Genomic DNA, 16,280 nt, shown 5'->3' on the forward strand with positions numbered 1-16,280 from the left:
CTAGATATGGACTTTCTTCCAGTCTCCTATCTTCACGTTTTTAACTCCATATATTTATAGTACTAATAGTTGGAGCGAATTTTGAGCATTTTCCCTGTAATTTTATCTGGTGGTTCAGGCACACGCTTATGGCCCTTATCTCGAAAACATTACCCTAAACAACTGTTAAACCTTACAGGTGGTGAGTACACCATGTTGCAAGAAACATTGTTACGAGTTTCTCATCTAGACAGCCCCATTATTGTTTGTAATGAAGACCATCGTTTTATGGTAGCTGAGCAGTGTCAATATGTAGGAGTGAGGCCAGAGGCAATCATTTTAGAGCCCTTAGCTCGAAATACAGCCCCAGCAATAGCATTGGCAGCACTTAAAGCTTATTCAAAGTGTGAAGATGCAATTATTGCCGTTTTTCCTGCTGATCATGTTATTTCTAACCAAGAAAGTTTTGAGCAATCATTAAATAAAGCGATAGAGGCTGCAAGCTCTGGTGAGCTAATTACCTTTGGTATTGTACCTAACTCTCCAGAAACAGGTTACGGCTACATTAAAGCGAATAAATCACAACCAAGTGAACTTGACGTACTTTCTGTTGAATCATTTGTTGAAAAGCCAGATCTTGATACAGCGCAAGCATACTTAGCAAGCGGTGAGTACTTTTGGAATAGTGGTATGTTTGTGTTTAAGGCGTCTGCTTATTTAGCGGCCTTGCAGGAGTTTGCACCCGACATGCACCAAACGTGCGAAAAATCGATGTCGCTTGCTACAGAAGATTTGGACTTTACTCGTGTAGATAAAGACTGTTTTGCTGCAAGTCCAGATGACTCAATTGATTATGCAATCATGGAAAAAGCATCGAATGTCAACGTAGTACCACTGGACGCTAATTGGAGCGATGTTGGCAGTTGGAGTTCACTGTGGGATATTGCCGAAAAAGATGAAGATCAAAATGCGCATATTGGTGATGTGATTAGTATCGGAAGTAAAAATACACTTGTACACAACACCGATAAGCTAGTTGCAACGATCGGGCTTGAGAATGTTGTGATAGTTGACACTAAAGATGCGCTGTTAGTTGCTCACAAAGATAAAGTACAGAGTGTGAAAGACATTGTTGGTAAGTTAAAAGCTCATAATCGTAGTGAGCCCGATATACACCGGGAAGTTCATCGCCCATGGGGGTGCTACGATTCAATTGATAACGGGCAGCGTTACCAAGTTAAGCGTATTACCGTTAAACCTGGTGCAAGTTTATCATTACAAATGCATCATCACAGAGCTGAGCACTGGGTAGTAGTATCTGGAACAGCGATTGTCCAAGTTGGTGAGCAAGAGCAAATGGTTTCGGAAAATCAATCAGTGTATATTCCTATTGGCGAAAAGCATCGCTTAACCAACCCTGGTAAGCTCTCTTTAGAGTTGATTGAAGTGCAAAGCGGTAGTTATCTAGGTGAAGACGATATTGTTCGCTTTGAAGATGTATTTGGACGAGTTAAATAACAACCAGGAAATTTTTGCTAGTTACAGTAATAGAGTTGACTCAGCTTTTGAAATTTCGACTTTTCCGTGAACTTGAAACCCTACTTTATCCTTTTGAAAGGTAATCATTTTTAAATTAAAAATTCATCTGCAGATTATCATCTGCGATGATTATTACTAATAATGCTAGGTTGTAAATACAGATGTTAAATAGTATCAACGTCATCAAACGAAGTGGCGTAGTGTTTGGTACCAGTGGAGCCAGAGGATTAGTCACTCAATTTTCACCAGATGTTTGTGCAGCCTTTACTGTTGCATTTGTAAATGTGATGAAACGCACATTTGAGTTTGATTGTCTTGCAATTGCAATTGACAACAGGCCAAGTAGTTATGAAATGGCGATGTCGTGTGCTGCCGCCTGTCAACAATTGGGTATAAGATCTATCTACTATGGGGTTATACCAACACCAGCATTGGCTTATCAAGCGATGCAAGACAACGTACCTTGTATTATGATCACGGGCAGCCATATCCCATTTGATCGTAACGGTATTAAATTTTATCGACCTGACGGTGAAATATTAAAAACGGATGAACAGTCAATTGTATCTGAACAATCCCTTTTTCAGCCTTTAGGAAAACTTCCTGATTTACCAGTAAACAAAGAAGCAGCGCACGCCTATCTGGAGCGTTATACTTCTTTGTTCACTAACACTCTTTTGTCTGGTAAAAAAATTGGTATATACGAGCATTCAAGTGCAGGACGAGATCTTTACACTAAACTGTTTTCAGATTTAGGCGCAGAGGTTGTGGGGCTAGGGCGTAGTGATGAATTTGTTCCTATAGATACAGAAGCTGTGTCAGATGAGGACCAACAAAAGGCTTTTAGTTGGTCTGAATATCATGGCTTCGATATGATTTTTTCGACAGATGGTGATGGCGATCGTCCACTGATTTCAGATGAGAAAGGAAATTGGTTAAGAGGGGATGTATTAGGGACTATTTGTGCTAAAGCACTAGGCCTCGAGGCCCTTGCAGTCCCTATTAGTTGCAATACGTTAATTGAGTCTAGTAAATATTTTAAATCAGTAACACGAACAAAAATTGGCTCTCCCTATGTTATTGCTGAGTTTGCTGACTTAGCAGTCAAACATCTGAGTGTAGGCGGATTTGAAGCCAACGGCGGCTTTCTTTTGGGTACAGATGTTAAAGTAAATAATAAAATACTAAAAGCTTTACCAACTAGAGATGCCGTATTACCCGCTCTTATGTTATTTGCGGAATCAGGTGGTAAGAGTATTTCATCACATGTCAACAGCTTACCTACTCGTTATACTGCTAGTGATCGAATCAAAAACTTTCCTCAAGATAAAAGCCATACTTTGTTAAAAAAGTTAGAACAAAGCCCTGATAATATTAACACTTTCATGGGCTTTGAAGGGGTGGATGTGCTAAATGAAAATACAATTGATGGCATAAGGTTAGAACTGTCGAATGACCTTATTGTACATTTACGTCCTTCAGGAAATGCCCCTGAATTACGTTGCTATATAGAAGCCAACACCTTTAAGACTGCTAAAGAAGCGGTAAAACGTTGTTTGTCTGCTATAAGCAATATGTAGGTGATTTTGAAGACTTGTTACCCGCAACCTTTGGGGTTAAATTAAGGCAGTTCAAAATAGGCGTTCGATGAGCTATCAAAGAGTATAAGTTCCCACTAGCAAATATTAACCCTCATATAAATACTAATTGGCAAAAACCTTCTTTGGCTTTTTAGGGCTTGAGAAATATAGTGTTTGGCTAAAGTTGGTAATAAGTCATCGAGCGTATGAAAAGTGACAGTGTTAGTTATTAAGATATTTAAGATTTTCAGTTTGAAGGTTTACATGGTAAATAATTATGATATGTAAAGATAGTTTAGAAGTAGTTGTAGTCGGTCTTGGTTATGTGGGATTGACGTTAGGTGTTCATATTGCAAATAAAGGATTTACTGTCCATGGTGTTGAAAGGGCTGCGCCAGTATTAAAAAGCTTGGAGAAGAAGAAAGCTCACTTTTTTGAAAATGACTTTGATCCTCTAGTCAAAAAAGTTATTGAAAATGGTAAGTTTACATTTGGCAACTATGTAGAAAAATCCACTAAACAACGAGTTTATATTATAACCGTAGGTACTCCTTTAGGAAGCACTGGGACTGTTAATATGGATTCCCTGTCTTCTGTAACTGAAATGATAAGTAAGGTTATTTCAGAGGGCGATGCTGTAGTACTGAGATCAACCGTTACAGTAGGTACGACAGAAGGTTTTATAAAGCCAATTTTAGATAAAATCTGTTCAAATTATTATCTAGCTTTCTGCCCCGAGAGAACAATCGAGGGTAAGGCAGTCTATGAGCTCGAGTTTTTACCTCAGGTAATAGGAGCGAAAGACACAGAATCTCTAAATTTTGTGAGTGAATTCTTTTCTCATTTATGCGAGGAAACTGTATTAGTAGATTCATGTCAAGAAGCTGAGATGACGAAGCTAATCAATAACACAGAACGAGATGTAATGTTTGCATTTGCAAATGAAGTAGCCTTGTTGTGCGAAGGCAAGCAAATAAACGTCAACAATGTTATTAAGGCTTGCAATCATAACTACCCTAGATCAGATCTTAAATTGCCTGGTTTGGTAGGTGGGCCATGTTTGGAAAAAGACCCTTATATATTAGCAGAGGGGTTCAAAGAAATTGAAATTCGTCCTCAAATAGCCCTCAAATCTCGTAAATTAAATGAAGAGCTTGTTACTGCGCCTATTCAAAAGTGTTTGCAAAAAATAGGTGAAAATAGAGTCCAAGTTATTTCGGTTTTAGGTCTAGCTTTTAAAGGCATGCCAGCCACGAGTGACTTAAGGGGATCGTTAGCTATTCCCATGATCAAGTACATCAATAGCGTTCTTCCAAACTCTATAATTAGAGTATTTGATTCTTTAGTAACAGATTCAGACTTGGATATGGAAAATTTACCCATTCAGAGAGTAAAAACTATTAACGAAGCCTTTGAAGGGGCAGATCTAGTCATTGTACAAAATAACAGTGATGACTTTAAACGAATGGATGTTACATCTTTGTGTGAGAGCATGAGTTCTAATGGCTTAGTATACGACTATTGGAATTTACACCCAAAATCTCAGTATGGTAATGGCGTTAAATACACATGTTTAGGAAATGTATAAGGAGGGGATGATGGAAACTATTTTAGTAACAGGTGCAGCAGGCTTTTTCGGCTCTTTTATTTGTGATGAATTTATTAGTAATGGCTATAAAGTTATAGGTGTTGACAATTTATTTAGAGGTAAACTAGAAAACCTATCTGAGGTAAACGACAACGAAAATTTTGAATTTGTAAAAATGGACTTGTCTGAAAATGGAGCCGACATTCAACTTCACAATATTCTTAAAAACAGTAATGTTTCTCGCGTAATGCATTTTGCCGCTGTAAATGGTACGCAACATTTTTATGACAATTCGGTGTTTGTATTTCAACAAAATATTGATATTACAAGAAACGTAATGCTCAGTATTAAAGACTCACCAGTAAATCACGTAATTTATGCTTCGTCATCTGAGGCTTATGGGGAGCCGTTGGAGGTTCCGACAAATGAGAGTCATCCTGTATTACTTAACTCATTTGCTGACAGAGACTCATATGCATCTTCCAAAGTTATAGGCGATTTTTATACTAGGCTATACGCCAAACAGTACAATATTAACTATACAGTATTACGTATATTTAACATGTATGGCGAAAGAATGGTGAATACAAAATATGGGCAAGTTATCCCTGAGTTTGTAACTAGGTGCCTTCAAGAGCCGGAATTTACAATCATTGGTGATGGTTCACATACACGAAGCTTTTGTTATATCAAAGATGCAACATCATTACTGAGAAAGCTGGTTGAATGTGATGTGACAGGTTTTATTAACCTGGGAAATGATGCAGAAATCTCGATTTTAGAACTAGCGGCCTCCATTCATAAAAAGGTAGGGAGAGAGTTTACCCCTGTTCATTTAGAAGAACGTCCACATGATCATAAAAGACGTAGGCCTGATATAACGAAATTAAAAAATGAGCTTGGAGAGTTGGATTTTACACCTTTAGAAACGGGCTTAGAGTTAGTTATTAAATACTACAAAGCTTTAATTGAACAGCAAGGTGAAAAAAATGGAAAAAGTTCATAACATTTTAGAGCTTCAAGCTAGTTTGTTTTCTTCAAAGGCTATACCCGTAGATAAAAAGTTTATTCATTTTTCACAGTCGGATTTTAGCCTTTTCAGTGATGGCTTTCATCAGAGTGAAGGAACTTTTAGATGGACTGAAAAGACTTGTAAAGTTAATTTTTCTGTCGCAAAAGCTCATATGTTGAAGTTTAAATTATCTACATATTTAGATGAAAATTTGGCGGAGATAAAACTCAATGGTGTGACTGCAAAGTCAGTCAAGTTGGTGTCAAACAATTGGGTTGATATTGAATTGAATATTAATCCTAGCTCTCTTGGCTGTAAAACAGTTGAGCTACAGCTTTTGTTTGAAAAGGCACAAAAGCCCAGTGAAGTTGGGTTGACTGATATGAGAGAATTAGGCGGGTGTGTCTCTGACTTTCATTTTGAAAAGCTAAACATTTACTCGCAGAAGCTAAAAAGACCAGTGAGGAATGTTGCTATGCCGCCAGGCGAAACTGTTGATATTAATATGATCCAGCAATTCCATGATTTTGACTTTATAAATGTTTCCTATAATGCGTTGTTGGGGAGAGAGCCCGACCCTGTTGGTCGAGACTATTACCTCAATAAGCTTCGCTCTGGTGAGTACTCTAAACCCGAAATTTTGGCTCTCTTGAAGTATTCGCGAGAAGGAAAGCTTGTTAATAAAAAAATTAAAGGAAATTTGTTCCCGTTTTTTGCTCTACTAGCTATCCAAAGAGTGCCTTTATTTGGGAGTGGAGTTCGGTGGGCTGTAAGCGTATTGAAATTAGCTACCTATGTGAAATCAATTCAAAGAATGGACGCAAGTATGCAGTACTACAATCATTCCAACAATGAATGTGTTGATAGTATCATTGAATATATAGAAACAGAAGAAGAATTGAACTGATGAAATTAGCAGTGGTCACACCTTGGCCGAATTATGTGAATGGCGTTGCAGAAAGTGCATATGAATTTGTCAAAGAGTTGGCGAAACATTGTCATGTAGTTGTTTTCAGTACTGTAGAGTGTATTCCTGCGCCTATAGAAAACGTTACAGTTAAATTTATGAGTAACTGTGATATTAGAGAGCTACGTAATTTTGAAAGTATTATTTATCATGTAGGTAATAACCCAGTTCATGAGTCGATGATACACTTGATTAAAGCCTTTCCAGGGGTTATCCATGTTCATGATGCCTATTTGGGGCACCTATTTGCAAAAGCTTATTACCTAGACAGAGGTGAAGCTTCTTTCTTTACTCTTGTTGAAAGCTGTTATGGGGTTGAGAAAAGAAAATGGATTGAGAATAAAATTAAATATTCCAACGAGAAGTTTTGGGAAGAAAGTTGGTTTATTAATGAGTTTGATTTTCTTGCACCCTTCATAAAGCATGCCACCGGGGCCATTGTTCATTCTGAATATGCTAAATCTTTAGTACGTAAATTTGATAGTGAATTACCAATTCTGAAAACATATCAATTTTATGATTTGTCACCAGGAAATAGTTCTAGAGTCAATAAGAAAGTTGGTATTTTTGGCTATATCACCAAAAACAAATTGGTAGATCAAAAATTAATGGCTTTGAAGGAGCTCGCAGCTCATGGGCGGGATTTCGAAGTTGTTATCGTTGGCAGTGTTGCAGAAGATTACCCTGCTTTTTATGAGCAGTTAAAGCAGCTACGGAAGTATGTTCCCGTTAAACTTGAGGAGGGGCTTTCAAATACTAAGTTTACACATGAGTTAGCGAGCTGCGATTTAGTGTTGTCACTTAGAGAGCCGTCCTATGGCGAAACTTCAGCGGTTGTGATGAAGGCTTTATGTGCTGCTGTGCCGGTTATTGTATCTGATGTGGGTTGGTATTCAGAACTACCTAGCTTTATTCCTAAAATCAATTCTCACAAGAATAAGAGTCTTTCAGGTGATTTGTACAAAGAGCTTTATCGACTGTTTTACATTCCCGGGGCATTGGAAAAGCTTAAAAAAGACATCTCATCATTTGTTGCTGTTAATGTTTCTCCTGTCAATTGTTCTAAGGCTATCTTAGATTTATCAAAAAAATGCGTTTCAAAGCATAAACCAAAAAAGCGAATAGCATTTCTAGTTCAAAGATTTGGTGACTCAGTAAATGGTGGCGCAGAGTATATAGCAAAATTATACGCAAAGAAGCTAAGTTCATACTTTGATATAGACATATTAACTTCAACTTCTCAAGGGTTGGACTGGGACAACAAACTTCCTGAAATAGATTCTTTGGATAATTATACGAATGTTTTGGTTCGAAGGTTTAAAACTGAGCCCGTAAACTCAGTGACACTCTCTAGGGATACCTCAAGTTTCTTTAGACTAAGCAGTAAATATTCGTTGCAAGGGCCTAACTCTAATGAAATGGATAGCTACATCAGTAGCTTTAATCAAAATTACGACTTTGTAGTTGCATGGACATATTTGTTTAAAACTACATTTAATGCAATTAGGTTTACTAACGTCAAAAAGGCCGTTGTTCCATTCTTTCATGATGAGCCAAATGCATATTTTGACGGTTTCAATGAAGTATTTCAGAACTTTGATCATATCATCTTTCAAACACCAGAAGAGGTGTCTTATGTTAAGAAGATATTAGGTGCTGATTGTATCAACGAATTTAGCGTAATAGGTTCTGGGTTAGAGCAAGATTATGATGATGAAGCAGTAACTGATATTTCTAAATCTATAGAAGATGAATACATCTTGTATATTGGGCGAATAGAACCTGGCAAAAACGTCTCTGAGCTTTTTGACTCATTTATATTGTATAAACTTAGAAACCCTGAGTCTAATTTGAAATTAAAAGTAATTGGAAAGATCGATGGTGTGGAGTTTCCAGAAACGCAATTTATTGAACATTTAGGCTTTGTCTCTGAAGAGGAAAAGTTATCCTATATTTCTAAAGCTAAAGCTCTAATTAATCCAAGCAAATATGAAAGCTTGTCAATGGTATTGTTGGAGAGTTGGTCTATGAAAACACCTGTAATCGTAAATGGTTATTGTAAAGTAATGGCTGGGCAATGCGAAAGAAGTAACGGCGGCTTTTACTACAATAATTACTATGAACTAGAAAAACTCCTCTCTTGGATCAGCAAAGAAGAAAATAGCGAATTGTTAACTGCAATAGGTCAACAAGGGTTTGACTATTATTCTAGTACCTATAATTGGGATATTGTAGAACGTAAATTCTTAAAAGTTCTTGGAGATTATATTTAAGTTAATATGCAGTATTTACATTATGTTAGGTTATCTTTTGTATGTGCAAAATTAAAACTTAAAGCAGAAGTAAAAGACAGCTACCTTAGTTACATTTGGTGGTTATTAGAGCCTTTAATGTATATGGCTGTCTTTTTATTTGTCTTTGGCTATTTGATTCAATCGGAAATAGAGAATTTTCCAGTTTATCTGCTATGTGGCTTGATCCCTTGGCTATGGAGTGAAAAGTCCATTAACCACTGCGTCAACAGCATTCATGGGAACACTGAGGTTCTGACTAAGGCTCGTGTCCCCATATTAACATTTACAATTGCTACGTTGATTCAAGACTTCTGGAAACAAGGAGTTACATTTTCAGCATTGTTGCTTTTAGTTGCCTTAGGTAGCGAAGGTTGGTCAACATACCTACCATATTTACCATTTGTGATCATAGTACAGTTTTTATTGACGTGCGCATTAGGCATACTAGTGGCGTTTTTAGTGTCAATTGTTAGAGACTTGCTGTATGTGGTACAAACGTCATTGCTTTTGTGTATGTTTGCTTCAGGTATATTTTATAAATATGACGCAATCCCTGATGAAATGCAGTCAATATTTTTCCTAAATCCATTTGCCCTTATCATTAAGTCTTACAGGGATATCTTGATGGTTGATACTCAACCCGATGTTGTAGGCTTACTTATAATTGGGGTTTGTTCATTGTTTTTTTCTGTTTTTTTATTTTTATATTTAAATAAGAAACAGCCGTGGATATTAAAATTTATAGTTGATAAGTAATGAATAATAAAGCGATTGAATTAAACGATGTTAGCTTTTCATTTAGAGCGGGCGGTAATCAAAAGAAAGTATTTGAAAGCTTGAATTTTAGGCTCGATTATGGAGATGTCTGTGGCGTTATTGGTTCTAATGGAGTTGGCAAAAGTACTTTATTGAAACTTATAGCTGGTGTTTTTCCGCCTGAAAAAGGCACTGTTAAAATAGCAACTAACAATATTTCTCTTATTTCTCTCCAAGTTGGCTTCCAAGGTGAATTATCTGGACGAGACAATATTGTGCTGAGCGGAATGCTTCTAGGTTACGGGTTAGAGGAAGTGAAACGTGTTACACCGGAGATTATAGGCTTGTCGGGAATTTCGGGTTCAATAGACTTACCAACTCGATCATATTCGGATGGCATGAAAGCTCGCCTCGCTTTTGCAATTGCTACCTTCCTTAGAGCTAAAGTTCTTTTAGTTGATGAGATATTAGGTGTCGGCGATGAAGATTTTAGACTTAAAACAGAAAAGGCATTCAATTCTAATCTGACCAAAGATAATTGTGTAATTATTGTTAGTCATGATATCCATCAAATTTCGAGGCTATGTAATAAAGTACTTTATTTAAAGTCACCTTTTGAATACAAAATTGGAGATGCTAAAGTCATTTGTGAGGAGTACCTAGAGAGCGTATGAGCGTTAAAGTAATCTTTGGTGTGGACTCTCTTCTTAATCAAATGTCTGGTGTCGGATATTATTCGCGAGAAATTCTTAAAAAGGTTTCAGCAAGTAATGATATGGAACGAATGCTGTTTTTTGCTCACGGACGGTTCTTTGAGTTAAAAGACTTTAAGACTAGTCATAGCAACAATTCAGCTAGTGAAAATAAAAAAAATAAAGTCAGAGAATATCTCTCTCGTTCCAAATTAGCCACTTCATTATATATGGGAGTAATACCAATTAAGGAGAGGTTATCTTTATCTAATTATAAAGATTTTATTTTTCATTCTCCAAATTTTCACCTACCCCAATTTGGCGGTAAAAAAGTTGTTACTGTTCATGATTTATCAACGCTGCTGTTTCCAGAGTTTCACCCCAGCAATAGGTTGAAGTTTATTAACAAGCAGCTCAAAAATATTGAAAAGTCGGCAGATGCAATAGTCACTGTAAGCCCTATGGTCCGTGACGAAATTTTAAAACACTTTCCAAATACGAAAAATAGAGTCTTTGTAACTCCATTAGGTGTGTCTGAGCAGTTTTTACCGAAAGAAAAATCGAGTGTCGCGATGTTTCTTAGTAAGGACAATTTGCTTTATCACAAGTATTTTTTATTCGTATCTACAATTGAACCGCGCAAAAATCTGGATAGATTACTAGATGCGTTTAAAATTTACTTTGATAAAAGAGTACAATTTTTTCCGCTTGTTATTATTGGCGGCGTTGGGTGGAAGTCAGATAGAGTTATGACTAAAATCCGTGAGTTGGAGCGTTTGGGGGTAGTTTTATATAAAGGGTATGTTCAAGAAGAACATATGCCATATTATTATAGTGGTGCTAGAGCACTATTAATGCCTTCAATCTACGAAGGTTTCGGTTTGCCTGTCTTAGAAGCTATGAGCTGTAATACGGCTGTTGTAACTTCAGATAATACTCCAATGGCAGATATAGTTGGAGATTGTGGTGTTATGGTGAATCCTTTTTCTATTGAAGATATGGCCAGAAAAATCATTGAGTTGTCTGAAGATCAAGGAATGTATCTAGAGTTAGCAAAATTAGGACGACATAAGTCAAAAAGCTACTCCTGGGCCGAGTGTGCAGAAAAAACCATGGACATATATAAAGCCTTAAGCTGAACCCAAAATTAGAAGGCGGTTAAGTTTGTTATTTTGACGCACTTATACTTTATAGAGTTTCTAAAAAGTTAATAAGAATAGCTAATTCTCTAAGCTTTTTGGGTTGTTCGGGTATAGAGTTGACTAAACTAATTCTTAGCAAATGTGTTACAGAAGTTTTTGCTTAATGTAGTTCTTAATTGGAGGCGTGCCAAAGCACAATTACTATTGATAGAACAGGTTATTTTTAATGAATCAAAAATACTTACATGTATATGATTTCTTACTGTCTAAAGGTGGAGCTGAAGGCGTAGCGTTGACATTATGTAGACATTTTCAAGACATGGAGTTGATGGTTGGTTTTGTTAATAAAGCTAACTATCAGTTCTCTCCTTTAGAGAAAGGGCGCCTGAAAACACTAACTGCTATGACAGATGTGCAAGGGTGGCAAACGCTAAAGACTGCACTAGCATTCAAGAAAAAGCCCAAGAAGATTAATGAATATCAAAAGGTTATTTTTAGCGGAACCAATGCTCCTTTACTCGTTCACCAAAGAAAGAGGAACGGGAATATATTGTATTGTCACACACCTCCGCGTTTTATTTATGATATGAAGCTTCACTACCTTCAAAGTATCAGTTGGTGGAAGCGTCCTCTACTAAAGGCTCTGATATGCTATATTCAACCTAGATATGAGGCTACGCTAAATAAGATGGACTTGGTAATTGCCAACTCTGTAAATGTGCAAAATCGCTTGAGACATTATCTAAATCAGGAGTCAATAGTAGTATACCCGCCTTGCGATGTAGATGATTATTGTTGGCAGTTCCAAAGTGACTTTTATTTATCGACTGCTAGGTTGGAACCATATAAGCGCATTGCATTAGTGGTTGAGGCCTTTAAGAGAATGCCCGATAAGAAACTAGTTGTTGCCTCTGGTGGTAGCCAGTTGAAAAAGCTAAGGAAGTCAGCTGAAGGCTTTAAGAACATTCAATTTACAGGTTGGTGTGATAAGGAGCAACTGATAAATTTAGTAGGACAATGTATTGCTACTATTTACCTTCCAATGAATGAAGACTTTGGGATTTCTCCAGTTGAATCTATGGCGGCAGGTAAACCGGTCATTGGAGTTAAAGAAGGAGGTTTACTGGAAACTGTGTTAGATGGTAAAACTGGTATTCTATGTCCAGTAAACCCGACAGAGGTTGATGTTATTAAAGCTGTAGAGAGGTTGAGCGGTAATGTTGCATTGAGCATGAAAGAGGCGTGTGAGCGCAGAGCAAATCAATTCTCAGCAGATATTTTCTTAAAAAAAATGGCTTTCATATTAGAAGCTTCAAATATGGACCTTCGACAACTAGCTAGAAATATTGACGCGAGCAATAATACTTGATTTCTCAAATTATTCACTTTCTTAAATTGAGTGTTGATAATAATTAGGCAAATTGGTTTGAGAATTTTGCATGTAGGCAAGTATTTCGCTCCTTTTAAAGGGGGGATAGAAAATGTCATGATGGATTTGATGGATGAGCAAGTAAGGCAGGGGCATAACGTTAGTTGTGTTGTGCACCAACATAAGGTAGGAAGCAAATATGAGTGTTCAAATGATTATGGTTACAATAGCTATAAAGTGCCCATACTAGGAATATTAGCTTTTACACCAATTGCGCCAAGCTTTCGTTCTATCTTACATAAGGCGATTACTGCTGAAAAGCCTGACATTATTCACATCCATATGCCTAATGTATCTGCGTTTTGGTGCTTTTTTATAGCCCAAGCCAATAACATTCCATGGGTTGTCCATTGGCATGCCGATGTACTTGGTAGTCAACCAACAGCTGCTGTTAGATTGTTATATCCATTTTATCAAATATTTGAGCAGAAGTTACTGAAAGCATGCAACTCTGTAATTGCGACTTCTCCACCTTACTTCAAAGATAGTATCCCCCTCTTATTTGCCTCCGATAAAACTTGTGTAATACCGCTCGGAATCAGGGCATTACCCAGTAGTCCTTTAAAAAACTCACGCCCTGAGCCCTCTTTGAATTTGTTAATTGTTGGTCGGTTAACCTATTACAAAGGCCATGATGTATTGATTAGAGCACTAGGAAAGCTTGACTCCAATGCAAATGTAAATTTATCAATAATAGGGCATGGCGATAAGGAAAAGTACCTGCGACGCCTAGTTAAACACTTGGGTTTAGCGGAAAGAGTTTTCTTTTTAGGAAAAGTGTCGGATAGCGAGCTTATTCAAGAAATTGAGAGGGCAGATATTATCTGTTTACCTTCAATTGAAAAAACAGAGGCGTTTGGTGTTGTGCTATTAGAAGCGATGAGACAGTCAAAACCTTGTATGGTGTCGAACGTTAAAGGCTCAGGTATGAGCTGGGTAGTTGAGCATGGCGTTACTGGGTTTGTTATTGATTCTGGAGACGCCGATAGCTGGGCGAGGGCAATTTCAAGTATCTATCAAAAATCAGATTTAGAGGAAATTGGAAAGAATGCGCTTCGACGATTCCAAAAGATGTTCACTATCGAACGAGTAGCAGAGGAAATTAGCCAGCTTTATTCAAGAGTAACAAACCTCAAATAAAATATAGCAGATTCAAAAGGAAAAGCTCTCTATCGGTGGCTGTTCTCTTTGTAAACATGCAGTATCTTATGTTTGGGCTTCATTGAATTTAATCAGTTAAAGATAAACGTTCAATGAAGCTCAAAGTACAGCTAAGATCTAAAGATTTACATCTAATGCAAAATACGCGTACGAATAGTTCCGTCGATTTGCTTTAACTCAGCTAGTGCTGCTTCGCTACTTTCTGTTTCCACTTCAATAACAACGTAACCAATTTTGTCATCCGTTTGCAGGTACTGAGCTGCAATGTTAATGCCTAAACCAGCAAATGCGTTGTTGATCGCGGTTAATACGCCAGGTTGGTTATGGTGAATGTGAAGCAAGCGAGATGTGCCTGTGTGCTCTGGCAGTGATACTTCAGGGAAGTTAACTGCTGATAGCGTTGAGCCATTGTCTGAGTATTTAGCTAGCTTACTCGCTACTTCTAAGCCAATGTTTTCTTGCGCCTCTTGGGTACTACCACCAATGTGTGGTGTAAGAATGACATTGTCGAATGCGCGAAGCGGCGAGACAAATTCTTCGTCGTTGCCTTTAGGCTCAACAGGGAATACATCAATGGCAGCGCCACCAATCTTCTTACTTTCTAGCGCTTGGGCAAGTGCATCGATATCGACAACCGTACCGCGTGATGCATTAATTAAAATACTACCTTGTTTGATCACTTCTAACTCGGCTTCGCCAATCATATTCTGTGTTTGTGGCGTTTCCGGGACATGCAAACTAATTACATCCGACTCTTTTAGTAGTGCCGTTAGCGAAGGTGCTTGGCAGGCATTACCTAATGGCAACTTAGTTTCAATATCATAGAAACGGACGCGCATACCTATGGTTTCAGCAAGAATGCCAAGCTGAGTACCAATGTGACCATAGCCAATAATACCTAGCGTTTTTCCACGGGCTTCAACCGAACCTGCAGCAGACTTAAACCATTCACCGCGATGTGCTTTAGCGTTTTTCTCTGGAATACCGCGCAGCAGCAGTAAAATTTCACCAAGCACTAATTCCGCAACTGAGCGAGTATTAGAGAATGGCGCATTAAATACAGGAATACCTCGTGCTTGTGCCGCCGCTAAATTAACTTGGTTAGTACCAATACAAAAACAACCGATGGCGACTAACTTATTAGCGTTGCTTAGTACTTTTTCAGTAAGCTGAGTACGTGAACGAATACCAATAAAATGGACATCTTTAATTTTCTCGATGAGTTCGCTCTCTGCTAATGAGGTTTTTAAGTATTCAATATTGCTATAGCCTTTGGCTTTTAGCTCTTCAAGGGCACTTGGGTGAACCCCTTCCAATAATAGAATTTTAATTTTTTCTTTAGCTAGAGATGTTTTATTCATGATGTCCATACTTCGTAATAAAAGTTAGTTTTAGATGGCTAGATATCTAAACTAGCATATAGTGCTGTAACTCTAAAGCACTAATTTAGTCCAAACTAGCCTAAATTATGCTCGGTTACACCGGCTTTAGTACCCAGCAATAAGCGGTCTGCACCACGGCAGGCAAAAAGACCATTAGTCACTACACCAACAATGGCATTGATAGCGACTTCCATCGCTTTCGGGTCAACGATTTTGAGGTTGTAAACGTCAAGAATAACATTGCCGTTGTCGGTTACTACACCTTGGCGATAGACAGGGTCACCACCGAGTTTTACTAGCTCACGAGCAACATAACTGCGCGCCATTGGAATAACTTCTACAGGTAAAGGGAATTCACCTAACACACCGACTTGCTTACTTTCATCAGCGATACAAATAAACTCTTTTGCAACTGCGGCAACAATTTTTTCACGCGTTAACGCGGCACCACCACCCTTAATCATATGCATGTGTTCGTTGATTTCGTCAGCACCATCGATATAAACATCAAGCTCATTAACTTCGTTAAGGTCGAAGACGTCAATACCGTATGCTTTGAGTTTTTCAGTTGACTGCTGTGAGCTTGAAACCGCGCCTTTGATCTGATCTTTTATTTCCGCTAATGCATCAATAAAGTGGTTAACGGTAGAGCCTGTGCCAACACCAACAATGGTATCTGGTTTGATAAACTTAACGGCGGCTTGTCCTACGGCTTTTTTTAATTCGTCTTGAGTCATTTGTTTACCTGAATTTTGATAA

13 protein-coding genes are annotated in these 16,280 nt (G+C 37.8%); 11 read left to right on the plus strand and 2 right to left on the minus strand.

Annotation, left to right across the window (positions count from 1 at the left end):
• The first annotated feature begins 78 nt into the window (after positions 1–78).
• From ACSLUR_RS04485 to ACSLUR_RS04535, 11 genes are all read left to right on the plus strand, one after another.
• Positions 79–1,497: a mannose-1-phosphate guanylyltransferase/mannose-6-phosphate isomerase gene (locus ACSLUR_RS04485; RefSeq protein WP_448552984.1), complete on the plus strand. Its 1,419-nt coding sequence runs from the start codon at positions 79–81 to the stop codon at positions 1,495–1,497.
• 182 nt (positions 1,498–1,679) lie between these two features.
• Positions 1,680–3,098 carry a phosphomannomutase gene (locus ACSLUR_RS04490; RefSeq protein WP_448552168.1) on the plus strand — a complete coding sequence of 473 codons (1,419 nt, stop codon included), beginning with the start codon at positions 1,680–1,682 and terminating at the stop codon, positions 3,096–3,098.
• A gap of 277 nt (positions 3,099–3,375) precedes the next feature.
• Positions 3,376–4,686 (plus strand): nucleotide sugar dehydrogenase, encoded by a 1,311-nt coding sequence (locus ACSLUR_RS04495; protein WP_448552170.1) that lies wholly within the window; start codon positions 3,376–3,378, stop codon positions 4,684–4,686.
• Positions 4,687–4,696: 10 nt separating this feature from the next.
• Complete coding sequence (locus ACSLUR_RS04500; protein WP_448552172.1) at positions 4,697–5,692, plus strand: NAD-dependent epimerase/dehydratase family protein; 996 nt, start codon at positions 4,697–4,699, stop codon at positions 5,690–5,692.
• Complete coding sequence (locus ACSLUR_RS04505; protein WP_448552174.1) at positions 5,676–6,605, plus strand: DUF4214 domain-containing protein; 930 nt, start codon at positions 5,676–5,678, stop codon at positions 6,603–6,605. Before ACSLUR_RS04500 ends, ACSLUR_RS04505 begins: the two co-directional genes overlap by 17 nt.
• Positions 6,605–8,938, plus strand: coding sequence for a glycosyltransferase (locus tag ACSLUR_RS04510; RefSeq protein WP_448552176.1), 2,334 nt, complete (start codon positions 6,605–6,607; stop codon positions 8,936–8,938). The genes ACSLUR_RS04505 and ACSLUR_RS04510 overlap by 1 nt, the downstream gene beginning before the upstream one ends.
• A 6-nt stretch (positions 8,939–8,944) precedes the next feature.
• Complete coding sequence (locus ACSLUR_RS04515) at positions 8,945–9,715, plus strand: ABC transporter permease (protein WP_448552178.1); 771 nt, start codon at positions 8,945–8,947, stop codon at positions 9,713–9,715.
• Entirely contained in the window at positions 9,715–10,389 is a 675-nt protein-coding gene (locus ACSLUR_RS04520) for an ABC transporter ATP-binding protein (RefSeq protein WP_448552180.1), read from the plus strand. Before ACSLUR_RS04515 ends, ACSLUR_RS04520 begins: the two co-directional genes overlap by 1 nt.
• The gene (locus ACSLUR_RS04525; protein ID WP_448552183.1) at positions 10,386–11,546 is read left to right on the plus strand and encodes a glycosyltransferase family 4 protein; all 1,161 of its coding nucleotides are present in this window, start codon (positions 10,386–10,388) and stop codon (positions 11,544–11,546) included. The genes ACSLUR_RS04520 and ACSLUR_RS04525 overlap by 4 nt, the downstream gene beginning before the upstream one ends.
• A gap of 229 nt (positions 11,547–11,775) precedes the next feature.
• Positions 11,776–12,918, plus strand: coding sequence for a glycosyltransferase (locus ACSLUR_RS04530; RefSeq protein WP_448552185.1), 1,143 nt, complete (start codon positions 11,776–11,778; stop codon positions 12,916–12,918).
• 57 nt (positions 12,919–12,975) lie between these two features.
• Complete coding sequence (locus ACSLUR_RS04535; RefSeq protein WP_448552187.1) at positions 12,976–14,118, plus strand: glycosyltransferase; 1,143 nt, start codon at positions 12,976–12,978, stop codon at positions 14,116–14,118.
• 152 nt (positions 14,119–14,270) lie between these two features.
• Here ACSLUR_RS04535 and serA read toward each other — a convergent pair whose 3' ends face one another.
• On the minus strand, positions 14,271–15,500 hold the full coding sequence (serA, locus tag ACSLUR_RS04540; protein WP_448552189.1) for a phosphoglycerate dehydrogenase: 1,230 nt from the start codon (positions 15,498–15,500) through the stop codon (positions 14,271–14,273).
• Positions 15,501–15,595: 95 nt separating this feature from the next.
• Positions 15,596–16,258, minus strand: coding sequence for a ribose-5-phosphate isomerase RpiA (gene rpiA, locus ACSLUR_RS04545; protein WP_448552191.1), 663 nt, complete (start codon positions 16,256–16,258; stop codon positions 15,596–15,598).
• Positions 16,259–16,280 lie beyond the last annotated feature (22 nt).

The organism is Thalassotalea montiporae, from assembly GCF_053485855.1.

What these genes read in the sequence shown, in the direction of transcription:
- ACSLUR_RS04490 (WP_448552168.1), top strand. Translation starts at nt 1,680, where the DNA reads ATGTTAAATAGTATCAACGTCATCAAACGAAGTGGCGTAGTGTTTGGT.
- ACSLUR_RS04525 (WP_448552183.1), top strand. Translation starts at nt 10,386, where the DNA reads ATGAGCGTTAAAGTAATCTTTGGTGTGGACTCTCTTCTTAATCAAATG.
- ACSLUR_RS04505 (WP_448552174.1), top strand. Translation starts at nt 5,676, where the DNA reads ATGGAAAAAGTTCATAACATTTTAGAGCTTCAAGCTAGTTTGTTTTCT.
- rpiA (WP_448552191.1), bottom strand. Translation starts at nt 16,258, where the DNA reads ATGACTCAAGACGAATTAAAAAAAGCCGTAGGACAAGCCGCCGTTAAG.
- ACSLUR_RS04520 (WP_448552180.1), top strand. Translation starts at nt 9,715, where the DNA reads ATGAATAATAAAGCGATTGAATTAAACGATGTTAGCTTTTCATTTAGA.
- ACSLUR_RS04530 (WP_448552185.1), top strand. Translation starts at nt 11,776, where the DNA reads ATGAATCAAAAATACTTACATGTATATGATTTCTTACTGTCTAAAGGT.
- ACSLUR_RS04515 (WP_448552178.1), top strand. Translation starts at nt 8,945, where the DNA reads ATGCAGTATTTACATTATGTTAGGTTATCTTTTGTATGTGCAAAATTA.
- ACSLUR_RS04500 (WP_448552172.1), top strand. Translation starts at nt 4,697, where the DNA reads ATGGAAACTATTTTAGTAACAGGTGCAGCAGGCTTTTTCGGCTCTTTT.
- ACSLUR_RS04510 (WP_448552176.1), top strand. Translation starts at nt 6,605, where the DNA reads ATGAAATTAGCAGTGGTCACACCTTGGCCGAATTATGTGAATGGCGTT.
- ACSLUR_RS04495 (WP_448552170.1), top strand. Translation starts at nt 3,376, where the DNA reads ATGATATGTAAAGATAGTTTAGAAGTAGTTGTAGTCGGTCTTGGTTAT.
- serA (WP_448552189.1), bottom strand. Translation starts at nt 15,500, where the DNA reads ATGAATAAAACATCTCTAGCTAAAGAAAAAATTAAAATTCTATTATTG.